This is a genomic window from Tabrizicola sp. TH137, assembly GCF_002855575.1.
GTDB lineage: Bacteria > Pseudomonadota > Alphaproteobacteria > Rhodobacterales > Rhodobacteraceae > Paragemmobacter.
In genome coordinates this window covers 121,061-141,554 of record NZ_PKRQ01000001.1, presented here as the reverse complement: position 1 = coordinate 141,554, position 20,494 = coordinate 121,061, and the positions used below count along the sequence as shown (strand labels likewise).

Below are 20,494 nucleotides of genomic sequence, written 5' to 3'. Positions count from 1 at the left end.
ACAGGTGCATCCCATCCTGAAGCTTGTGGTCCAGCGCATTGCGCTGGGCCTGCTCTTGCTGTGGGCCGTTTCGCTGCTGATCTTCCTTGGCACCGAGGCCCTGCCGGGTGACGTGGCGCAAGCCATCCTCGGCCAGTCGGCAACACCCGAGGCTCTTGCCAACCTGCGCGAGACGCTGGGCCTGAACCGGTCGCCGGTGGTAAGATATTTCGACTGGCTGGGAGGCATCCTGACCGGCGATTTCGGTGTGGCCTTGACCAATGGTCAGGACATTGGTCAGGCAATTGGCCAAAGGCTCGGCAACACGCTGTTTCTCGCGGCTTGTGCGGCGGTGATCTCTGTTCCGCTTGCGATTCTTCTGGGGCTGGTTGCCGCGCGCTACAACGGGCGCTGGCCGGACAAGGTGATTTCCGGCGTGACGCTGTCGACGATTTCGCTGCCCGAATTCGTGGCGGCCTATTTCGTGATCTTCCTTCTGACGCAGGTCTTTCCGATCTTTCAACCCGTCGCCATGGTCTTTCCGGGCATGGGGTTCTGGGAGCGGTTGCAGGCCGTGGCCCTGCCGGTGATTGTTCTCGTTCTTGTCGTGCTGGCGCATATGATGCGGATGACGCGGGCGGCGATCCTGAACGTGATGCAATCGGCCTATATCGAGACGGCCGAATTGAAGGGGCTCTCTCCCATGCGGGTGATCTGGCAGCACGCCTTTCCCAACGCCATCGCGCCCATTGTTTCGGTCGTCGTTCTGAACCTTGCCTATCTGGTGGTCGGTGTGGTCGTGGTGGAGGTGGTCTTCAGCTATAACGCCCTTGGGCAGTATCTGGTGGATCATGTGGCCAAGCGCGATCTGCCGGTGGTGCAGGCGGTGGGCCTGATCTTTGCGGCGGTCTATATCGGGCTGAACATCCTGGCCGATGTCATTGCGATCATCTCCAACCCGCGCCTGAGGCACCCGAAATGAGGATGCCGCTTTCCGCCCTCATCGGCCTGATCCTGACCGGTGGCTTCGTCTTCTGTGCGCTTTTCGCGCAGGTTATCGCGCCCTATCCGTTGGAGGCCATCACTGGCGGCGTCTGGGAAGGCCCGTCTTCAACCCATCTTCTGGGCACCGACACGATCGGCCGGGATATCCTGAGCCGCCTGATCTATGGCGGCCAGATCACCATCTTCGTGGCCCTCGCCTCGTCGATCATCGCCTTCGGACTGGGGTCCTTCCTGGGCTTCCTGGCCGCCGTTCGCGGTGGCTGGATCGACCAGGGCCTTTCGCGGATCGTCGATCTGATGATGGCGATCCCGTCCCTCATTGTGGCGCTGGTTGTGCTGTCCGTGCTGCCCCTGAACCTGACCGTTCTCATTCTTGTCATCGGCATTCTCGATGCGACGCGTGTCTTCCGTCTGGCGCGTGCCGTCGCCATGGACATCGCGGTGATGGACTATGTGGAAGCGGCGCGGCTGCGGGGCGAAGGGCAGTCATGGATCATCTTCCGGGAAATCCTGCCCAATGCCCTGTCGCCTCTGGTGGCGGAATTCGGGCTGCGGTTCATCTTCGCGGTTCTCTTCATCTCCACCCTGTCCTTCCTCGGTCTTGGCATCCAGCCGCCTCTGGCGGACTGGGGCGGAATGGTGCGCGAGAACAAGGATGGGCTGATCTATGGCAAGTCTGCCGCCCTCATGCCTGCCCTGGCCATCGCGCTTCTGGCGATTTCGGTGAACCTCGTGGCGGACTGGATCCTGTCCCGGACGACCAGCCTGAAAGGGGGGCGCGGTGCCTGATCTTCTGGAAATCCGCAATCTGCGGATCGAGGCGACGGCCTATCCTCCGGGCGAACCACCCAAGGACGTGGTGCTGGTCGATGACGTGTCGGTCAGTGTGGCCAAGGGCAAGGTTCTTGGGCTGATCGGTGAATCCGGTGCAGGGAAATCCACCATCGGCCTGTCGGCCATGGCCTATGGCCGGGGCGGGGTGCGGCTGACGGGCGGAGAGATCCTGCTGAACGGGCGCGATATCCGTGGGCTTTCGGCCGCGAAGCTGCGGGCGCTGCGGGGGCGCGAGGTGACTTATGTCGCGCAATCCGCCGCTGCTGCCTTCAACCCGGCCAAGCGGTTGATGGAACAGGTCATCGAAACCTCGCTGTCCCACGGTCTGATGGGGCGTGCCGAGGCCGAGGCGCGGGCCATCATGCTGTTCGGCAAGCTGGGACTGCCCAGCCCCGAAACCTTTGGAAGTCGCTACCCGCACCAGGTTTCGGGGGGGCAGTTGCAGCGGGCGATGACGGCGATGGCACTGTGCCCGAAGCCCGATCTGGTGATCTTCGACGAGCCCACGACGGCACTGGACGTCACGACCCAGATCGACGTGCTGGCGGCGATCAAGGAGGCGATCCACGATACCGGGGTGGCCGCACTCTACATCACCCATGACCTTGCGGTCGTGGCGCAGGTGGCGGATGACATCCTCGTTCTGCGGCATGGCAAGAAGGTGGAATACGGCCCCGTGCGCCAGATCATCACCGATCCGCACGAAGCCTATACCCGCGCTCTGGTTTCTGTCCGGTCGATCGACCATGAGGAAAAGGCGGAGGCGCCGGCCGTTCTGTCGGTGCAGAACGTGACAGCGCGCTATCCGGGGACAACCTTCGATGTGCTGAAGAATGTCAGCGTCGATCTGCCTGCCGGTCAGACCCTTGCCGTGGTGGGGGAAAGCGGATCGGGCAAGTCCACGCTGGCGCGGGCCATCACCGGCCTCCTGCCCCCGGCACAAGGCCGGATCACCTTTGCCGGGCGGGAATTGTCGCGCGACCTGAAAGCCCGCAGCCGGGATGATCTGCGGGAATTGCAGATGATCTACCAGATGGCCGATGTTGCCATGAATCCCCGTCAGACAGTCGGCACGATCATCGGGCGCCCTCTGGAATTCTATTTCGGCATGACGGGCGAGGCAAAGCGTCAGCGCGTTCAGGAACTGCTGGACCAGATCGAGATGGGGAAGGGCTATATCGACCGCTATCCCGCCGAACTGTCGGGCGGGCAGAAGCAGCGGGTCTGCATCGCCCGTGCCCTTGCCGCGAAACCGAAGCTCATCATCTGCGATGAAGTGACCTCGGCGCTGGATCCGCTGGTGGCGGATGGTATCCTGAAGCTGCTTTTGAACCTGCAGGCGCAGGAACATGTGGCCTATCTGTTCATTACCCATGACCTTGCCACGGTGAAGGCCATCGCAGACAAGATCGCGGTCATGTATCGCGGTCAGGTCGTGCGCTACGGGTCAAAGACCGATGTGCTGACCCCGCCTTTCGACGATTATACGGACCTTCTGCTGTCTTCGGTGCCCGAGATGCGGCTGGGCTGGCTTGAGGAGGTGCTGGCGCATCGCAAGATGGAAAGCGCGGGGAACTGATGTCGCGCAAGCTTTTGCTGATCCTGATTGACGGCGTGCCCTATCGGAACTGGCGGCGTCTCTTCGGTAACCTGGAAGGCTGGGTGCAATCGGGCGAGGCGCGGGTCTGGCGGATGCGGTCGGTCCTGCCCTCCACCTCGGCTTCCTGCTATGCGTCGATCCATACCGGGGTTCCGCCGCAAGTGCATGGAATATGGGGAAATTATGCCGTCAGGAAGCTGGACCTGCCGGATGTGTTTTCGGAACTGGCGCGGGCCGGACGGCGGACCGGGGCGGTGACGCACAGCTACTGGTCAGAATTCTTTCAACGCGCGCCCTTCGATGCCGTTCGGGATATCGAATATGACGAAGAGGCGGGGCCGATCCATCACGGGCGTTTCCATACGATGGCGGGCTATGGCCATGACAACCAGATGACGCCCTCCGATCACGACCTGTTCGCCACGCTGACCCGGCTGTGTGAGGTGAAGGGGATCGACTACGGCCTTTATCATTCCTGCACGCTGGACAGCATGGGGCACCGGTTCTTTCACGACTGCGCCGAGATGGACCATGCCTGCTATCTGCTGGACGAGCAGATGGCGCCTTTCATCCATCGCTGGCGCAAGGCGGGCTATGAGGTCATCGTCACCGCCGATCACGGGCAGGATGCGCGTGGGCACCACGGCGGCGCGGGCGACTTGCAGCAGGATTTCGCCTTCTACTATTTCGGCGAAAGCGCGATGCCGGCGTCGGATGTGATCTTGGATCAGCTTGCGCTGGCGCCATCCATCCTGACGCGTCTTGGCGTTGCGGTGCCGCCGTCGATGACCGCGACGCCTTTCCTTGAAGGCTAGCTGCTAAACCCCTTCGTCACTGGGCGTAAGCCGCGCCTTCCTCATCCAGAAGCGCGCGCAGTTCCTTCAGATGCGCCTGAGCGAAGCCGGGATAGGCCTCCCATTCCTGCGCTGTCTTTTCGGCGATGTCATCGGGCAAGACGCGCAGCGGGCGGCCGGTCTGGAGCGCGCGGATATAGGTCTCGGCGGCACGTTCGAAATAGTAGAGGCGGTTGAAGGCCTCGGCCACGGTCTGCCCGACGATCAGGACCCCGTGATTGCCCATCACCATCGCGATGGTTTTCGGGTCGGCCAGAAGAGCAGCGCAGCGGGCGCCCTCCTCTTCGAAGGCCATGCCGCCGTAGTGATCGTCGATCACCATGCGGTCATGGAACATGGCGCTGTTCTGGTCGATGGCGGGGAGGCGGCTGTCGGCGAGGCTGGCCAGCACGGTGGCGTGGACGGAATGGACATGCATCACGCAGCGGGCATGCGGCAGCCCGCGATGGATGGAGCCGTGCAGCCCCCAGGCGGTGGGATCGGGCGCGTCGGGGCGCTGCATCGTGCCGGGGTCGTTCGCGTCGATCTCGATCAGGCTGGAGGCCGTGATCCGGGCAAAGTGGCGACCGTTGGGATTGATGAGAAAGCGCGACCCATCGGCATTAACGGCAAGGGAGAAATGGTTCGCCACCGACTCATGCATGTTCAACTTCGCCGTCCAGCGGAAAGCGGCCGCCATATCGCAGCGTTCCTGCCAATGGGTGAGGTTCGGAATGGGCGCGTTCATGCTGTTTCCTCGGGTTCGGGCCATGTTCCCTTGGCCATGGCGGTGAGGGTGCGGGTGATGCGGTCGAAACTGGCAGCGGCGCGGGGGACGGTGGATCGGGCGCGCAGGTAGCCGTGGACGAGGCCGCGTTCGATGACGGCGCGTGCCGGAGTTCCGGCGGCGGTCAGGCGGGCGGCGTAGATCGTGGCATCATCGGCGAGCGGGTCGCACTCGGCAGCGATCGCCAGCGTGGGGGGCAGGTTCGAGAAGTCTATGTCGGAGAGGGGGGCGAAGGTCGGATCGGGGGGCGGTTCGGGCGCGTCGCCGTGGCGGATGCGACTGTAGAAGAGCACGTCGTCGCGCGTGAGCATGGGGGCATGGGCGTGGGTGAGGTAGGAGCCGTTGTCCTTGTTCCCCCCCAGTCCGGGATAGATGAGAACCATCCCCGCGATGCCCAAAGCGCCTTTGCGGCCAATGGCTTGCGCCACGGCGGCGGCGAGGTTGCCGCCCGCGCTATCGCCCGCCAGCAGCAGGGGGGCGGGACATTCGGCGGCGATGGCACGGGTGGCGGCCATGGCGTCCTGATAGGCGGCGGGGTGGGGATGTTCGGGGCAGAGGCGGTAGTCGACCGAGACGATGGTGAGGCCGGTCGTTGCGCAAAGCTCGGCGCAGATGTCGTCGTGGCTGTGCAGGCCGCCGACGACGAAGCCGCCGCCGTGGAAATAGACCACCGTGCCACCGCTGCCGGGGTAGAGGCGGCAGGGGATGCCGCCGAAGGGGCGGTCCTGGGCGGTGATGCCGGGGGGATAGCCCTGGTGGAAGGCGCGGCAGAGCGCGTTGTAGATGGCGCGCTGGTCGGCGATGGAAAGGCCTGCGGTATCAGGGGGATAGCTGGCTTCGGACCGGCGGATGAAATCCCAGGTCGGAGCGTCGATGAGCTGGCTGTAGTCGCAGGGTTTCATACCCGCAGTCTGCCGCAAGGGCAGGGACGGGGCTAGGCAGGATGCGCCAAGCGGCATGTCGCCAATGGACTTGCGGTGGAGGTGCACAGCGCCTTGCGGCGCTGCGCTGTCGTTAAGGAATTGACCCGAAGATCAGGCGAGGGCGAGGTTGGTCGCCGACTCGCGGCCGTCGCGGCCCGCTTCGATGTCGAAGGTCACGGCCTGGCCGTCCTTCAGGCCACGCAGGCCTGCACGTTCCAGAGCGGTGATGTGAACGAACACGTCCTTCTTCCCGCCTTCCGGCGCGATGAAGCCGTAACCCTTTGTTTCATTGAACCATTTCACGGTGCCTTTGGCCATCGTGAAGTCTCCTGTCTAGTCACCCGCCCGCACCGTGCGGCGGCTTGGCCCCGTCAGCCTGGGTCGATGCTGTGGCCGGAAGATCCGAGACAGAAGTCGATTTAGAATAACGTCGCGGGGGACATATGGGCGCGGTGGGCAAAAAAATCAAGAAAATTGGGGTTAATGTCCGGGATTTGGCGACGATCCGCACGGTTTATAATATTCAACGACTTGAATGTGATTAAGGAAGAGGCTAGATCGCTGGCAGGGTGGCCGCGATCCTGCGGCCCTTTTGGATGGAGTGCATGACATGACCCTCGACCGTGCCGTGATGGCCTTTGCCGGTGTGATGGTGCTGCTTAGCGTGGTGCTGACGCAGTTCGTTTCTCCTTATTTCCTGTGGTTTACCGTCTTCATCGGGGCGAACCTTATCCAGTCTTCGATCACCGGGATTTGCCCGGCGGCGGCGGTGATGAAGCGGATGGGGCTGCGCCCGGGCTGCGCGTTCTGAGGCGGGCGGGCGGCGCGGGTCAGGGCCGCTCCCCGGCCCTGGCCGGGCCGGGACAGCCCTGACAAGACTGTGCAGCGCGTTGTGCCGCATTCTGTGCCGCAAACTGTGGCCACGCTTCGCCCGGTGGATTAACGAAAGCTTTCGGATGACAGCGGGGGCGGGTGACAAGGGGGGCCGAGGTCCGGCCTTCATCTTCTGGCAAGGTTGCCATGGCAGGCTTTGCCGCATGTCGAGCTATCTTCGCCCCAAGGTCACCGGTGCGCGCATCTTCTTCACGGTCTGTCTGGCCGAGGCGGGGGGCGATCTGCTGACCCGCGAGGTGGCGGCGCTGCGTCGGGCGGTGGCGGTGACGAAGGCCGAGCGGCCTTTCGGCATCGCGGCCTGGGTCGTGCTGCCCGATCACATGCATTGCGTCTGGGAGATGCCGACGGGGGATCGGGATTACGGGACGCGGTGGCGGCTCATCAAGAGCCGCTTTTCGATGGGCCTGCCGACGGGCCCCTTGCGGCAGAGCCATCTGCGACGGCAGGAGCGCGGCATCTGGCAGCGGCGGTTCTGGGAGCATCACCTGAGGGATGACCGCGACTTTGCGAACCATGTGGACTATTGCCACGTCAACCCGGTGAAGCATGGCTTCGTGGCGCGGCCGGAGGATTGGCCCTATTCCTCCGTGCATCGGCCGTAGGGTGCGTGCTTGCACGCACCGCGCCCGGGTGGTTTTGGGAGGGGTGCGTGCGAGCACGCACCCAACGGGGTTTGGATTCGGCAGGCTGGGTGAATGCACGCACCGCGCCCGGGTGGCTTTGGGTGGGGTGCGTGCGAGCACGCACCCTACGGTGTTTGTATTCGGCACGCTGGGTGTTTGCACGCACCGCGCCCTGGTGGTTTTGGGTGGGGTGCGTGCGAGCACGCACCCTACGGGGTTTGTATTCGGCACGCTGCGTGCTTGCACGCACCGCGCCGGGGTGGTTTTGGGAGGGGTGCGTGCGAGCACGCACCCTACGGGGTTTGGATTCGGCAGGCTGCGTGCTTGCACGCACCGCGCTGGGGTGGTTTTGGGTGGGTGCGTGCGAGCACGCACCCTACGGGGTGAACCGGAGTGGGCTTCTGACCCGCCCGTCAGCGCGAGAACTTCTTGTATTTCACCCGCTTGGGCTGCACCGAATCCGGGCCGAGGCGGCGGATCTTGTCTTCCTCGTAATCCTGGAAGTTGCCTTCGAACCATTCCACATGGGCGTCGCCTTCAAAGGCGAGGATATGCGTGCAAAGACGGTCGAGGAAGAAGCGGTCGTGCGAGATGATGACCGCGCAGCCTGCGAATTCCTCGATGGCCGCTTCCAGCGCCTGAAGCGTTTCCACGTCCAGATCGTTGGTCGGTTCGTCAAGCAGGAGGACGTTGCCGCCGGATTTCAGCAGCTTTGCCATATGCACCCGGTTGCGTTCCCCGCCCGAGAGGATGCCGACCTTCTTTTGCTGATCCGAGCCCTTGAAGTTGAAGGAGGAGCAATAGGCGCGGCTGTTCACCTCGGCATCGCCAAGGACCACGACGTCGAGCGCATCGGTGATCTCTTCCCAGACGTTCTTGTTGGGGTCGAGCGCGTCGCGCGACTGATCGACATAGGAGAGCTGCACGGTATCCCCGAGGGTGATTGTGCCGCTGTCGGGCTTTTCCTGCCCGGTGATCATCTTCATCAGCGTGGATTTGCCCGCGCCGTTCGGCCCGATCACGCCCACGATGCCGCCGGGGGGCAGCGAGAAGGAGAGGTTCTCGATCAGTTGCTTGTCGCCCAGGGCCTTGGAGACGTTTTCGAATTCGATGACCTTGGAGCCGAGGCGGGGGCCGTGCGGGATGATGATCTGCGCGCGGCCGACCAGTTCCTTGACCGACTCGTCGGCCATCTTTTCATAGGCCTGGATACGGGCCTTGGATTTGGCCTGACGGGCCTTGGCGCCCGCGCGGATCCATTCCAGTTCCTTTTCCAGCACCTTCTGCTTGGCCTTGTCTTCGCGCGCCTCCTGCGCGAGGCGCTTGGCCTTGGCATCCAGCCAGGAGGAATAGTTGCCCTCATGCGGGATGCCGCGGCCGCGTTCCAGTTCCAGAATCCAGGTGGTGATGTCGTCGAGGAAATAGCGGTCGTGGGTCACGGTCAGGATCGTGCCCTTGTATTCGATCAGGTGCTTTTGCAGCCAGGCGATGGTTTCGGCATCGAGGTGGTTCGTCGGTTCGTCGAGGAGCAGCATGTCGGGCGCTTCGAGCAGGAGCTTGCAGAGCGCGACGCGGCGGCGTTCGCCGCCGGACAGGGTTTCGACATTGGCGTCATCGGGCGGGCAGCGCAGCGCCTCCATCGCGACGTCGATCTGGCTGTCGAGGTCCCAGAGGTTTTCGGCGTCGATCTCGTCCTGCAGCTTCGCCATCTCTTCGGCGGTTTCGTCCGAATAGTTCATGGCAAGTTCGTTGTAGCGGTCGAGCTTGCCCTGCTTTTCCGCGACGCCGAGCTTGACGTTTTCGCGCACCGTCAGGTTCGGGTCGAGTTGCGGTTCCTGCGGCAGGTAGCCGACCTTGGCGCCCTTGGCGGCCCAGGCTTCGCCCTGAAAATCCTTGTCCCATCCGGCCATGACGCGCAGCAGGGTGGATTTCCCCGCGCCGTTCACGCCGACGACGCCGATCTTCACGCCGGGCAGGAAGTTGAGGCGGATGTTCTCGAACACCTTCTTGCCGCCCGGATAGGTCTTGGAGACGCCATCCATGTGGTAGACGTATTGATACGAGGCCATCCTGCCGCTCCTGCACTGAATCCCGATGCGTGTTGGGGGACCATGTAGCGATTATGCTGGACAGTGGCAACGTAAGGTGATTGGGGCGCGTTGATTGGGCTTTTTGCCGGACTGGCAGCGGAGGGCGGCGTGCGGGCAGGATTTCCCGTGGCGCGGAGAGGGATGGTGATCGGGCTTCTGGGCGGGTCTTTCGATCCGGCGCATGGGGGGCATGTTCACATCACGCGCGAGGCGCTGAAGCGGATGGGGCTGGACCGGGTCTGGTGGCTGGTCTCGCCCGGCAATCCGCTGAAGGCGCGGGGGCCTGCGCCGCTCGACCTGCGGATGGCGCGGGCGCGGGCGGTGATGCGTGATCCGCGCGTGGTGGTGAGCGATCTGGAGGCGCGGCTGGGCACGCGGTTCACGGCAGAGACGCTGGAGCGGCTGGCCGCGATCTATCCCGGCGTGCGCTTTGTCTGGCTGATGGGGGCGGATAATCTGGGCCAGTTCCACCGCTGGGAGCGGTGGGGGGATATCCTGCGGATGGTGCCGGTGGGGGTGCTGGCGCGGCCCGGCTGGGGGGTGCGGGGGCGCGTGTCGAAGGCCGCGCGCATCTTCCGGGGCGAGCGGGTGGCGCGGGGCGAGGTGCTGCGGGTGCGGGATGCGCCGGCCTGGTGCTTCGTGAACCTGCCGATGGATGGGTCTTCGTCCAGCGCGATCCGGGCGCGGGGAGAATGGCGGGGCTGAGGCGGATGTGACGGCGGGACGCTTGCCGGAGTGGCGGGGCTTTGGCTAGGGTTCGCCGGTCTGGGGTTTAGCGGTCTGGGCTTTGGCTTTCTGGGCGGGGGGATGTGATGGTATCGCGGCGGTTCCTTCTGGGGGGTGTGCTGGCAGGGCTGGCGGGGCCTGCCTTGGGCGAGGGGCTGGTGGTCAGCCCCCGGCCCGTGGCGCGACCTTCTGGCGGGTCGGCGGTGGCGGGGGCGGCGGAGCCTGGCGCGCTGATCGCGGCGGCGAAGCTGGGCGGCGTGGTGGGCTATGCGGTGGCCGAGGCGCGCAGCGGGCGGATATTGGAGACGATGGAGGGGCGGACGGAATTGCCGCCCGCGAGCACGGCCAAGGCGGTGACGGCGCTTTATGCGCTGGAGCGGCTGGGGGCGGGGTATCGCTTCGTGACGCAGGTCGTGGCGGCGGGCGCGTTGCGGGGGGGGGTGCTGGAGGGCGATCTTGTCCTGATCGGGACGGGGGACCCGGAACTGGATACCGACCGGATGGGCGATCTGGCGGCGCGGCTGGCGGCGACGGGGCTGCGGAGGGTGCAGGGGGATTTCCTCTATGTCGATGCGGCGCTGCCTGCGCTGGAGGAGATTGCCGGGGATCAGCCGGATCATGTTGGGTATAACCCCGCGATTTCGGGGCTGAACCTGAATTACAACCGCGTGCATTTCGAATGGCGGCGGGCCGAGGGGGGCTGGGGCGTGGCGATGGATGCACGGGGGGAGCGCTTTGCCCCCCCGGTGCGGATGGCGCGGATGGAGGTGGTGCGGCGGGAGGCGCCGCTCTTCACCTGGCGGGCGCGGGGCGGGGCGGAGGAATGGACCGTGGCCTCGGAGGCTCTGGGCAAGGGCGGCAGCCGCTGGCTGCCGGTGCGCAATCCGGGGGCCTATGCGGCGGAGGTGTTCCAGACGCTGGCGGCAGCGCAGGGGATCGAGCTGCCCGCGCCGAAGCGGGCGGCGCGGGGGCCCGCGGGCGGGCAGGTGCTGGCCGAGCATCGCAGCGACCCCTTGGCCGACATCCTGCGGCGGATGCTGCGCTGGTCCACCAATCTGACGGCGGAGGTGGTGGGGCTGACGGCGTCGGGGGCGGGTGGCTTGCGCGCCTCGGGAGGGGCGATGTCGGACTGGGCGCGGCAGCGGCTGGGGGCGGAGGGGCGCTTCGTCGATCATTCGGGGCTGGGGGGCGAGAGCCGGATCAGCGCGGAGGAGATGGTGCGGGCGCTTGTCGCGGCGCAGGGGACGCAGACCGGCGGGCAGTTGAAGGCGGTGCTGCGCGATCTGGGGATGCGCGGCGGCGACGGGGAAGAGATCGAAAGCCCGGTGCAGGTGATCGGCAAGACCGGGACGCTGAACTTCGTTTCGGCGCTGGTGGGCTATGTGCAGCCGCCTTCGGGGCGGGAGATGGCCTTCGCTATTTTCTGCGCGGATGCGGCGCGGCGGGATCGGCTGTCGGTGGCCGAGCGGGAGCAGCCGGAGGGCGGCAAGGCCTGGACGCGACGGGCGCGGCGGTTGCAGGGGCAGCTGATCGCGCGCTGGGCGGGGCTTTATGCGTGAGGCGGGGGGCGGGGTGAACCCCGCCCTACGGCGTGGGGCGGGGCGGTGCGCCCGGTTCGCGCGTCGGACCGGGGGGCTGTCTGCCCCCCGGACCCCCCGAGGATGTTTTTCGACAGAAAGTGAAGGGCGGGCGGGGATGGCGTGACGGGACGGCGGGTGGGGCGTCCGGGTCAGGGTTTCATGTGGCGGACGCGGGCGCCCCATTCGATGGCGGCGGCGTGGAGGCGATCGACCTTCAACTCTTCGCGCACTTCATCGAGCATCCTCAGTTCCACCTCGTTGTGATTGCCATCGGCGGTGACCACGTCGCAGGCCAGGGCATAGGCGGTTTCGTGGAGACGTTCGGGCAGGGCGTCGCGGATCAGGCCGAAGAGGGCGTCGAGACCGTCTTCCTCTTCGAAGAGGTCGAAGACGATCTGGCTGATCCGGCGGATGCGGTCCTGATCGTAATCGGCGAAGACCGGCATGTGGTTCACCATGCGCTGGATCGCCACCAGTTCCGCTGTGCGCATGTTCTGGTCGGAGGCCGAGCAGGCGACCATGACGGCGATGAGCGCGTCCTGTGCGGACATCGGGGCAGTGTCGGACATGGGGGACTCCTTTGCGGTTCGGGCCGGAGATTATTGACGCGATGCGGGGGCGGCAATAGAGGACGGGGGTTGCGGAGGCATGGGGTTTCCGCATCTTCCCTGAGGATTGCCGATGTCTGCCCTGCGTGACGCCGCGATGAAATCGAAAGCCTGGCCCTTTGAAGAGGCGCGCGCGATCCTCAAACGCTATGAGAAGAAGGACCCGGAGAAGGGTTATGTGCTGTTCGAGACGGGCTATGGGCCGTCCGGCCTGCCGCATATCGGGACCTTTGGCGAGGTGGCGCGGACGACGATGATCCGCCGGGCCTTTGAGGTGATCAGCGATATTCCGACGCGGCTGATCTGTTTCTCGGATGATGTGGACGGGATGCGGAAGGTGCCGGAAAATGTGCCGCAACAGGAGATGTTGCGTCAGCACATGCAGAAGCCGCTGACATCGGTCCCCGATCCCTATGGGCAGTATGAGAGCTTTGGTCACCACAACAATGCGATGTTGCGGCGGTTCCTCGATACCTTCGGGTTTGAATACGAGTTCATCAGCGCGACGGAGTTCTACAAGTCGGGCCGGTTCGATGCGACGCTGCGGCTGGCGGCGGAGCGCTATGACGCGATCATGGCGATCATGCTGGCGTCGCTGCGCGAGGAACGGCAGCAGACCTATAGCTGTTTCCTGCCGATCCACCCGGAAACGGGGCGGGTGCTTTATGTGCCGATGAAGAATGTGGATGCGGTGCGGGGCGAGATCACCTTCGATGACGAGGAGGGGCGGGAGTGGACGCTGCCGGTCACCGGGGGGCATGTGAAGTTGCAGTGGAAGCCGGACTTCGGGGCGCGCTGGGCGGCGCTGGGTGTGGATTTCGAGATGTATGGGAAGGACCATTCCACCAACACGCCGATCTATGACGGGATCTGCGAGGTGCTGGGGGGGCGGAAGCCCAATCACATGACCTATGAGCTGTTCCTGGATGATCAGGGGCAGAAGATTTCCAAGTCGAAGGGGAACGGGCTGACCATCGACGAATGGCTGACCTATGCGGCGACGGAGAGCCTGTCCTATTTCATGTATCAGAAGCCCAAGACGGCGAAGCGGATGCATTTCGATGTGATCCCGCGGGCGGTGGATGAATACCACCAGCAGTTGAAGGCTTACCCCGCGCAGGATGTGGATGGCCAGGTGAACAATCCGGTCTGGCACATCCATGGCGGTAACCCGCCGGAGAGCCGGATGGTGGTGCCGTTCAGCATGCTCCTGAACCTTGCCAGCGTGGCGGGGGCCAAGGATTCCAAGGGCTTGTGGGGCTATATCCGGGCCTATGCGCCGGAGGCGAGCCCCGAGACGCATCCCGATCTGGATGCCGCCGCAGGCTTTGCGGTGCGCTATTTCGCGGACAAGATCGCGCCCACGCGGCAGTTCCGTCTGCCGGATGAGAAGGAGCGGGCGGCGATGGTCGATCTGCGGGGGCGGCTGGTCGCCTGGGAGGGCGGGCAGGATGCGGATGCGCTGCAATCCATGGTCTTTGCGGTGGGCAAGGAGCATGGGTTCGAGCCGCTGCGGGACTGGTTCAAGGCGCTTTATGAGGTGCTGCTGGGGGCGAGCGAGGGGCCGCGTTTCGGCGGGTTCGTCGCGCTTTATGGGGTGAAGGAAACCGTGGCGCTGATGGATCGGGCGCTGGCGGGGGAGTTGGCTTAACCTTTGGGGATTGCCGGGAAATCCGGCGGTCCCTGGGGAAAACGGCTGTGCCGCATTCTGTGCCGCTTTTTGTGCAGCAAAGTGTACATACAAATTCGGGCAGGGAAGCGGGTGGTTTTCCGGTTAAGGGTGCGTGGCTGCACAGGCGGACCCGCTGCGGCTGGAATGCGCCGGAGGCCCCGGCGCGGGGCCGGGTTTCCTGGGCGGCGGTCGGTCTGGGGGTTCCGGGAGGGGTGACCTGAGTTGACCAGCGGGCGCATGGCCCTAAGCTTCCCTTGGGGACGCTTTGAGGGAGGCCGCCATGCGCCGCATCGCCTTTGGACTGCTGACTGCGTTTTGCCTGAGCCTGCCTGTTGCCGCCCCCGTGGCCGCGCAGGACAATCCGATCGAACAGACCATCCTGAACCAGATCGAGGCCTTCAAGGCGGATGATTTCGCCACGGCCTTCACCTTTGCCTCGCCTTCCATCAAGTCGATCTTCATGTCGCCCGAGAATTTCGGGGCGATGGTGAAGCAGGGCTATCCGATGGTGCATCGGCCCGGATCGGTGCGGATGCTGGAGCAGCGCGAGGTGGGCGGGCGGCTGTGGCAGAAGGTGATGATCACCGATCAGGCGGGGAAGACCCATATCCTTGACTATCAGATGGTGGAGGGGCCGGAAGGGTGGCAGATCAACGGTGTGCAGCTTTTGCCGGAGCCGGGGGTCGGGGCCTGAGCCTGAGCCTGCTGCGGCCTGCGGCCCAGGACCGCGCGCTGGTCTGACAACCCGTTAACCCTGCCTTGATAGCCCTTGCTGCGGGTGAAAACGCGGCGAGGGATGCGATGAACAAGGCGGTGACGGAGGGGCTGGCGCTGATGCCGCCGGCCTTTGAGGCGGGGTTGAGCCTGTGGTCGCGCGAGGATGGGCTGGCGGGGCAGGGGTCCTGGGCCGGGCAGGCCAACGCCGCCTTCGTGGCGGCGGATCAGGATTTCGGCGGCTGTCTGGAGGTGCAGAAGACGGGCGCCACGCTGAAGCTGCGGTCCTTTCAGCGCATCCCCTTTCAGCCGGGGCTGTATCTGCGGGTCACGGCGCGGGTGAAATGCCTGTCGGGCGCGTTGCCCACGGTGCGGATCGCGGGTTTCGCGGCGGCGGTGAACGGGGCCAATGTGGCCGGCGCGGTGCAGGTGGGGCCGGGGGTGGCGCTGACCTCCTATGGGCAGGTGGTGACGGTGAGCGCGATCATCGGATCGGGCAATCGGGACGGGGTGGATATGGTCTGGGGCACGGCCCCGGCCTATGGGCATCTGGGGATTGATCTGACCGGGCCGGTGGGCGGCGTGCTGCGGATCGACGATATCGTGGTCGAGGATGCGACCGAGGTCTTTCACCGCAACCTGATGACCTGGGTCGATGTGCGCGACTATGGCGCGGTGGGTGACGGAGTGGCCGATGACACGGCGGCCTTCGAGGCGGCGGATGCGGCGGCGGGGCAGCGGTCGGTGCTGGTATCGGCGGGGACCTATCGGCTGGCCGGGAACGTGACCTTTGAAAGCCATGTGCATTTCGAGGGGGTGGTGGTCATGCCTGCCACGGCGCGGCTGACCTGCCGACGGAATTTCGACCTGAACACCTATGCGGCGGCCTTTGGCGGGGAGGAGGCGGGGCTGCGCAAGGCGTTGCAGGCCCTGTTCAATTTCAGCGACCATGTGGAGTTCGACCTGTCGGGGCGGCGGGTGCGGCTGGCGGCGCCGCTGGACCTTGCGGCGATCACGGGGCTGTCGGTGTTCAACCTGCGGCGGGTGATCCGCAATGGCCAGTTGGAGGCGCAGGACGGGGCGGCCTGGGAGACGGCAGTGGCGACATCGGTGGCGACCTATTCGGTCGCCAGCCCGACGCGGCTGACCGGGGTGGCCAATGCGGCGAATATCGCCCCCGGCGCGCGGGTGAGCGGGACGGGGGTGGGGCGCGAGGTCTATGTCCGCGCGGTGAATGTGGCGGCGGGGACGGTGGAGTTGAGCCAGCCGCTGTTCGCCGCCGCCGGGACGCGGAGCTTCACCTTCGAGCGCTATCGCTATGTCGTCGATCTGATGGGGTTCGCCAATCTGAGCCGTCTGGAATTCCGCGAGGTGGAGTTCGACTGCGGCGGGGTGGCGAGCGGGATCCTCCTGCCAGTGGCGGGGATCGCGCTGCGGGTGGACAATTGCGTGTTCAATCGGCCGCTGGACCGGGGGATCACCTCGCCGGGGCTGGGCTGTCAGGGGTTGATGGTGGACCTGTGTCAGTTCCTGTCGAACGAGCAGTCTCTGCCGGTGCAGAGCCGGACGAGCATCGCGCTGAACGTGAATGCCAATGACGCCAAGCTGCGCGAGTGCCGGGTGGTGCGCTTTGCCCATTTCGCCATTCTGGGCGGGACGGGGCATCTGGTGGTGGCGAACCACTTCTTTCAGGGTGACGAGCAGCAGGCGGGGTTGCGGCGGGCGGGGATCGTCTTCACCTCGACCCATGCGCGCAGTCTGGTGGTGGGGAACTATATCGACAACTGTTTCCTCGAATGGTCGAACGAGCATGATGCCGAACCGTCGTTCAGCAATGAGCTGTCTTTCGGCGGGCTGACGGTGACGGGCAATATCTTCATGGCGAGCGGGGTGAGCACCGCCTTCCGCTGGATCGTGGTGACGCCGCGCGGGCCGGGGCATTTCATCAACGGGTTGATGGTGACGGACAACACCTTCCGCACGATCAACGGGACCATCGAGCGGGTGGAGGGGGTGGATGACAGCTTTGCCGGGCTGGATGCCGCGCGGTTCCGCAACATCACCTTCGAGGCGAATGCCTTCCATTCCATCGACCAGATGACGGTCAGCCCGGTGATCATCGAGCATAACCAGGGCAGCGCGGCGGAGACATGGGTGGTGCAGCCGGGGCCGTGGCTGCCTTTTGGCGGGCGGGCGCGGGTGGTGACGGGGCTGATGCCGGAGGGGGCGGTCACCACTGCGTCGAACGTGACGCAATGGGCGCTGCCCTTCACGCTGGTGGAGCAGGGGGGGGCGCGGAACGAGGTGCATCTGCGCTGGCCCGTGGCGGTGCGCGGGCGGGTGCAGGTGACGGTGCGCTGCGACAATCCGTTGTGAGCGGGTTTACCCGAGGTCTTCCGGCGACAGCCGGAAGGCCCGGGCAAAGCCGCCATTGAGCAGGGCGGAGAGGGGCGTCAGCCGGACGAAGGCGAAATCGCCGAAATCGACATAGAGCTTTGCCTTGGGGTGATGGATGAGCCAGTGGTCGCGCAGGGCGGGGCGGGCGGGATCGTCGGGGGCGATGAAGCTGGCGCGGGCCTTCACCATCAGGCGGGGATGGGTGAGGGGGTCGCCTTTGGCGCCGACCTCGCCCAGCATCACGGCGCAGGCGGGATGGGCCTTGAGGGCCGCATGGTGGGGGGCGAGCGCCGAGACGAGGGTGAGGAGCCCGCCATCCGGGGCGCGGCCGAGGGCGATGCGGCTGATGCCGGGGGTGCCGTCGGCGGGATCGGTGACGGCGAGGGCGGCATGGGTCGCGCCGTCGATCAGGGAGCGGGCGAGGGCGCGGGCCTCGTCATCGGCGGCGGCGACGGGATCGGGGCGGGTGGGCATGCGGCGTTCCGGTGGTTGACAGGGGGCGGGGCGGGGCGTTGGATGGGCCTGCCCCCTTGGCTAGTGCCGGACCATGACAGACGCAAGCCGTGCTGCCCCTTCACCCCCGCCCGAACCGGAGTTCCTGCCGAAGATCGTGACGGTTCTGCGCGAAGGCTATGGCCTGCGGGACCTGCGGGCGGATGCGCTGGCCGGGCTGACCGTGGCCATCGTGGCGCTGCCCCTGTCGATGGCGATTGCCATTGCCAGCGGGGTGGGGCCGGAGCGGGGGCTTTACACCACCATCGTGGGCGGGTTCCTCGTGTCGGCGCTGGGCGGGTCGCGCTATCAGATCGGGGGGCCGGCGGGGGCCTTCATCGTGCTGGTGTCGGCCTGCGTGATGGCGGTGGGGGTGGAGGGGTTGATCCTGGCCACCTTCCTTTCCGGGTTCCTGCTTCTGGCGGCGGGGGCGTTGCGGCTGGGGACCTATATCCGCTTCATCCCCTATCCGGTGACGGTGGGATTCACGGCGGGGATTGCGGTCATCATCTTTGCCAGCCAGTTGCGCGACCTGTTCGGGCTGACGCTGGCGGGGCCGGAACCGGCGGAGATCGTGGAAAAGGTCCGGGCGCTGTGGGAGGCGCGGGGGACGGTGACGGGGGCGGCGCTGGCGGTGGCGCTGGGGGTGATCGCGGTCATTCAGGGGATGAAGCGGTGGCGGCCGGGCGCGCCCGGCATGCTGATCGCGGTGGCGCTTGCATCGCTGGTGGTGGCGGGGCTGGGGCTGGAGGTGGAAACCATCGGATCGAAATTCGGGGAATTGCCGCGCCTGCCACCCGTTCCGGGCCTGCCGGTGATGAGCGCCGAGGCGGTGATGGCGGCGCTGCCCTGGGCGGTGAGTTTCGCCTTGCTGGGGGCGATCGAGTCGCTGCTGTCGGCGGTGGTGGCGGATGGGATGAGCGGGGCGCGGCATCGCAGCAATGCGGAACTTGTGGCGCAGGGGGCGGCGAATGTGGGATCGGCGCTGTTCGGCGGGTTCTGCGTGACGGGGACCATCGCGCGGACGGCGACGAATGTGCGGGCGGGGTCGCGCGGGCCGGTGTCGGGGATGCTGCATGCGCTCTTCGTGCTGGCTTTCATGCTGGTTGCGGCGCCTTTGGCGGGGTTCATCCCGCTGGCGGCGCTGGCGGGCGTTCTGGCCGTGGTGGCCTGGAACATGGCCGAGAAGGAGGAGTTCTGGCACCTGCTGCGCGGCAGCCGGGCGGATGCGGCGGTGCTGGTGGTGACCTTCCTGCTGGTCGTGTTCCGCGACCTGACGGAGGGGATCGTGGTGGGGTTCGCGCTGGGCGGGTTGGTCTTTATCGCGCGGATGTCGGAGGCGGCGGAAATGTCGGGCGCAGGCGATGCGCCGGTGGCGGAGCTGGATGGCGACCGAGTGGTGATCCGGCTGCGCGGGCCCTGGTTCTTTGGCGCGGCGGCGCGGCTGGGATCGGTGCTGGAGCGGATCGCGGACCGTCCGCGCGAATTCGTGGTGGATGTGACGGATGTGCCGATGATCGACAGTTCGGGCGCGCGGGCCTTCCTTCTGCTGGCGCGACGGATGGCGCGGCGGGGGGGCGTGCTGGTGGTGGTCGGCGCGCGGCCCGGGGTGCGGAAGGTGCTGGATCATCAGGGGCTGGCGGCGCCGCTGGTGCAGCATCTGCCGGACCTTGCCGCGCTGGACGGGCGGTGATCTGGCGGAGCGGCTAGCGCCGCAAGTCTTTTGGCGTCGTCGGCGCCTGCGCGCCTCCTCCGGGTTCAGGGGGCCTTCTGCCCCCTCTTGGCCATGCGGCCAATTCACCCCCGAGAGTATTTTTTGCCAAGATGAAGGGGGAAGGGTAGGCCGTTAAGGTTAACGCGCGGCCTCTTCTGCATTTTCTTGAAGATAGTCTGGGCTGGTCCGGGGGGGAGCGCCCTCGGTCACCTGTTCAACCCGCGAAAGGGTCTGCCGGATAGGAAACGCCGGTGAGGTAGAGGCCTTGCGACGGACAGACGGGGCCGCAGGCGGCGCGGTCTTTTGCCTGTAGCGCGGTTCGCACGTCATCGGGGTGCCAGCTTCCGGCCCCCACGCGTTCCAGCGTGCCGACGATGGAGCGGACCTGATTGTGCAGGAAGCTGCGGGCGCGGAGATGGAAGCGGATTTCGGTGCCGCCTGTGGTGGGGCGGCTGTCGATGGTGATTTCGTCCAGCGTCTTTACCGGGCTTTTCGACTGGCAGAGGGTGGAGCGGAAGGTGGTGAAATCGTGCAGGCCGATGAGATGGGCGGCGCCTGCGCGCATCGCCGCGATGTCCAGCGGGTGCTGGATGTGCCAGGCGCGGCCACGGTCATGCGTCAGGGGCGCGCGGCGGGTGATGAGGCGGAAGGTATAGCGGCGTTCGAGGGCCGAGAAGCGGGCGTGGAAATCGTCCGGCACGAGGGCGGCCTTGAGGATGGCGACGGGGGCGGGTTTGAGGTGGTGATTGAGCGCCTCGGACAGGCGGAAGGGATCCCAGTCGCGGGCGAGATCGGCATGGGCGACCTGACCTGTGGCATGGACGCCGGCATCGGTGCGGCCTGCGGCGGCGATGGTATGGGGGCGGGGTTCGAGCTTTGCCAGCGCCTCTTCTATGGCCTGCTGGACGGAGGGTTGGCCCTGCGCCTGACGCTGCCAGCCGTTGAAGGGCGTGCCGTCATAGTCGATGAGGAGGGCGAAGCGGGGCATGGGCCGGGGTTAGCCGATGCAAGGCGGGCTTGTCC

19 protein-coding genes are annotated in these 20,494 nt (G+C 66.1%); 12 read left to right on the top strand and 7 right to left on the bottom strand.

Annotated features, from left to right (window positions below; genetic code table 11):
* Positions 1–4 precede the first annotated feature (4 nt).
* From C0V75_RS00710 to C0V75_RS00695, 4 genes are read left to right on the top strand one after another with little or no spacing between them, the layout of a single operon-like run.
* A complete protein-coding gene (locus C0V75_RS00710) occupies positions 5–961 on the top strand; it encodes an ABC transporter permease (protein ID WP_101918986.1) in 957 nt (318 codons plus the stop codon).
* Positions 958–1,773, top strand: a complete 816-nt coding sequence (locus C0V75_RS00705) for an ABC transporter permease (protein WP_101918985.1) — start codon at positions 958–960, stop codon at positions 1,771–1,773. The genes C0V75_RS00710 and C0V75_RS00705 overlap by 4 nt, the downstream gene beginning before the upstream one ends.
* A complete protein-coding gene (locus C0V75_RS00700) occupies positions 1,766–3,397 on the top strand; it encodes an ABC transporter ATP-binding protein (RefSeq protein WP_101918984.1) in 1,632 nt (543 codons plus the stop codon). Before C0V75_RS00705 ends, C0V75_RS00700 begins: the two co-directional genes overlap by 8 nt.
* The gene (locus tag C0V75_RS00695) at positions 3,397–4,233 is read left to right on the top strand and encodes an alkaline phosphatase family protein (protein ID WP_101918983.1); all 837 of its coding nucleotides are present in this window, start codon (positions 3,397–3,399) and stop codon (positions 4,231–4,233) included. The genes C0V75_RS00700 and C0V75_RS00695 overlap by 1 nt, the downstream gene beginning before the upstream one ends.
* Positions 4,234–4,249: 16 nt before the next feature.
* On the opposite strand, the gene C0V75_RS00690 is transcribed toward C0V75_RS00695, so the two are convergent.
* The 3 genes from C0V75_RS00690 to C0V75_RS00680 form a co-directional block, all read right to left on the bottom strand.
* The gene (locus tag C0V75_RS00690; RefSeq protein WP_101918982.1) at positions 4,250–4,999 is read right to left on the bottom strand and encodes a class II aldolase and adducin N-terminal domain-containing protein; all 750 of its coding nucleotides are present in this window, start codon (positions 4,997–4,999) and stop codon (positions 4,250–4,252) included.
* Positions 4,996–5,940: an alpha/beta hydrolase gene (locus C0V75_RS00685; protein ID WP_101918981.1), complete on the bottom strand. Its 945-nt coding sequence runs from the start codon at positions 5,938–5,940 to the stop codon at positions 4,996–4,998. The genes C0V75_RS00690 and C0V75_RS00685 overlap by 4 nt, the downstream gene beginning before the upstream one ends.
* A 132-nt stretch (positions 5,941–6,072) precedes the next feature.
* On the bottom strand, positions 6,073–6,279 hold the full coding sequence (locus tag C0V75_RS00680; protein WP_023665438.1) for a cold-shock protein: 207 nt from the start codon (positions 6,277–6,279) through the stop codon (positions 6,073–6,075).
* A gap of 292 nt (positions 6,280–6,571) precedes the next feature.
* Between C0V75_RS00680 and C0V75_RS00675 the strand changes: the two genes are divergently transcribed.
* Both C0V75_RS00675 and C0V75_RS00670 read left to right on the top strand, forming a co-directional pair.
* Complete coding sequence (locus C0V75_RS00675; RefSeq protein WP_101918980.1) at positions 6,572–6,772, top strand: DUF2892 domain-containing protein; 201 nt, start codon at positions 6,572–6,574, stop codon at positions 6,770–6,772.
* A gap of 226 nt (positions 6,773–6,998) precedes the next feature.
* On the top strand, positions 6,999–7,457 hold the full coding sequence (locus C0V75_RS00670) for a transposase (RefSeq protein WP_101918979.1): 459 nt from the start codon (positions 6,999–7,001) through the stop codon (positions 7,455–7,457).
* 434 nt (positions 7,458–7,891) lie between these two features.
* On the opposite strand, the gene ettA is transcribed toward C0V75_RS00670, so the two are convergent.
* Positions 7,892–9,547 carry an energy-dependent translational throttle protein EttA gene (gene ettA, locus C0V75_RS00665; protein WP_101918978.1) on the bottom strand — a complete coding sequence of 552 codons (1,656 nt, stop codon included), beginning with the start codon at positions 9,545–9,547 and terminating at the stop codon, positions 7,892–7,894.
* 129 nt (positions 9,548–9,676) lie between these two features.
* Here ettA and C0V75_RS00660 point away from each other — a divergent pair, with 129 nt between their 5' ends.
* Together C0V75_RS00660 and dacB are read left to right on the top strand one after the other, a co-directional pair.
* Positions 9,677–10,273 (top strand): nicotinate-nucleotide adenylyltransferase, encoded by a 597-nt coding sequence (locus C0V75_RS00660; RefSeq protein ID WP_101919840.1) that lies wholly within the window; start codon positions 9,677–9,679, stop codon positions 10,271–10,273.
* A 104-nt stretch (positions 10,274–10,377) separates the two neighbouring features.
* Positions 10,378–11,853, top strand: coding sequence for a D-alanyl-D-alanine carboxypeptidase/D-alanyl-D-alanine-endopeptidase (gene dacB / locus C0V75_RS00655; RefSeq protein WP_101918977.1), 1,476 nt, complete (start codon positions 10,378–10,380; stop codon positions 11,851–11,853).
* Between the two features lie 170 nt (positions 11,854–12,023).
* On the opposite strand, the gene C0V75_RS00650 is transcribed toward dacB, so the two are convergent.
* The gene (locus tag C0V75_RS00650; RefSeq protein ID WP_101918976.1) at positions 12,024–12,443 is read right to left on the bottom strand and encodes a tellurite resistance TerB family protein; all 420 of its coding nucleotides are present in this window, start codon (positions 12,441–12,443) and stop codon (positions 12,024–12,026) included.
* Between the two features lie 112 nt (positions 12,444–12,555).
* Between C0V75_RS00650 and C0V75_RS00645 the strand changes: the two genes are divergently transcribed.
* The 3 genes from C0V75_RS00645 to C0V75_RS00635 all read left to right on the top strand — a co-directional run bounded on the left by C0V75_RS00645 (position 12,556) and on the right by C0V75_RS00635 (position 17,244).
* Positions 12,556–14,133: a lysine--tRNA ligase gene (locus tag C0V75_RS00645; protein WP_101918975.1), complete on the top strand. Its 1,578-nt coding sequence runs from the start codon at positions 12,556–12,558 to the stop codon at positions 14,131–14,133.
* Positions 14,134–14,434: 301 nt separating this feature from the next.
* Positions 14,435–14,848: a DUF4864 domain-containing protein gene (locus C0V75_RS00640; protein ID WP_101918974.1), complete on the top strand. Its 414-nt coding sequence runs from the start codon at positions 14,435–14,437 to the stop codon at positions 14,846–14,848.
* 107 nt (positions 14,849–14,955) lie between these two features.
* Positions 14,956–17,244 (top strand): glycosyl hydrolase family 28-related protein, encoded by a 2,289-nt coding sequence (locus tag C0V75_RS00635; RefSeq protein WP_101918973.1) that lies wholly within the window; start codon positions 14,956–14,958, stop codon positions 17,242–17,244.
* A 6-nt stretch (positions 17,245–17,250) separates the two neighbouring features.
* On the opposite strand, the gene C0V75_RS00630 is transcribed toward C0V75_RS00635, so the two are convergent.
* On the bottom strand, positions 17,251–17,739 hold the full coding sequence (locus C0V75_RS00630) for a HugZ family protein (protein ID WP_101918972.1): 489 nt from the start codon (positions 17,737–17,739) through the stop codon (positions 17,251–17,253).
* A gap of 73 nt (positions 17,740–17,812) precedes the next feature.
* On the opposite strand from C0V75_RS00630, the gene C0V75_RS00625 reads away from it, so the two are divergent.
* Complete coding sequence (locus C0V75_RS00625) at positions 17,813–19,450, top strand: SulP family inorganic anion transporter (protein WP_173861024.1); 1,638 nt, start codon at positions 17,813–17,815, stop codon at positions 19,448–19,450.
* Positions 19,451–19,685: 235 nt separating this feature from the next.
* On the opposite strand, the gene truA is transcribed toward C0V75_RS00625, so the two are convergent.
* A complete protein-coding gene (truA, locus tag C0V75_RS00620; RefSeq protein ID WP_101918971.1) occupies positions 19,686–20,459 on the bottom strand; it encodes a tRNA pseudouridine(38-40) synthase TruA in 774 nt (257 codons plus the stop codon).
* Positions 20,460–20,494 lie beyond the last annotated feature (35 nt).

What these genes read in the sequence shown, in the direction of transcription:
- C0V75_RS00705 (WP_101918985.1), top strand. Translation starts at nt 958, where the DNA reads ATGAGGATGCCGCTTTCCGCCCTCATCGGCCTGATCCTGACCGGTGGC.
- C0V75_RS00695 (WP_101918983.1), top strand. Translation starts at nt 3,397, where the DNA reads ATGTCGCGCAAGCTTTTGCTGATCCTGATTGACGGCGTGCCCTATCGG.
- C0V75_RS00690 (WP_101918982.1), bottom strand. Translation starts at nt 4,999, where the DNA reads ATGAACGCGCCCATTCCGAACCTCACCCATTGGCAGGAACGCTGCGAT.
- C0V75_RS00685 (WP_101918981.1), bottom strand. Translation starts at nt 5,940, where the DNA reads ATGAAACCCTGCGACTACAGCCAGCTCATCGACGCTCCGACCTGGGAT.
- C0V75_RS00680 (WP_023665438.1), bottom strand. Translation starts at nt 6,279, where the DNA reads ATGGCCAAAGGCACCGTGAAATGGTTCAATGAAACAAAGGGTTACGGC.
- C0V75_RS00675 (WP_101918980.1), top strand. Translation starts at nt 6,572, where the DNA reads ATGACCCTCGACCGTGCCGTGATGGCCTTTGCCGGTGTGATGGTGCTG.
- C0V75_RS00670 (WP_101918979.1), top strand. Translation starts at nt 6,999, where the DNA reads ATGTCGAGCTATCTTCGCCCCAAGGTCACCGGTGCGCGCATCTTCTTC.
- ettA (WP_101918978.1), bottom strand. Translation starts at nt 9,547, where the DNA reads ATGGCCTCGTATCAATACGTCTACCACATGGATGGCGTCTCCAAGACC.
- C0V75_RS00650 (WP_101918976.1), bottom strand. Translation starts at nt 12,443, where the DNA reads ATGTCCGACACTGCCCCGATGTCCGCACAGGACGCGCTCATCGCCGTC.
- C0V75_RS00645 (WP_101918975.1), top strand. Translation starts at nt 12,556, where the DNA reads ATGTCTGCCCTGCGTGACGCCGCGATGAAATCGAAAGCCTGGCCCTTT.
- C0V75_RS00640 (WP_101918974.1), top strand. Translation starts at nt 14,435, where the DNA reads ATGCGCCGCATCGCCTTTGGACTGCTGACTGCGTTTTGCCTGAGCCTG.
- C0V75_RS00635 (WP_101918973.1), top strand. Translation starts at nt 14,956, where the DNA reads ATGAACAAGGCGGTGACGGAGGGGCTGGCGCTGATGCCGCCGGCCTTT.
- C0V75_RS00630 (WP_101918972.1), bottom strand. Translation starts at nt 17,739, where the DNA reads ATGCCCACCCGCCCCGATCCCGTCGCCGCCGCCGATGACGAGGCCCGC.
- C0V75_RS00625 (WP_173861024.1), top strand. Translation starts at nt 17,813, where the DNA reads ATGACAGACGCAAGCCGTGCTGCCCCTTCACCCCCGCCCGAACCGGAG.
- truA (WP_101918971.1), bottom strand. Translation starts at nt 20,459, where the DNA reads ATGCCCCGCTTCGCCCTCCTCATCGACTATGACGGCACGCCCTTCAAC.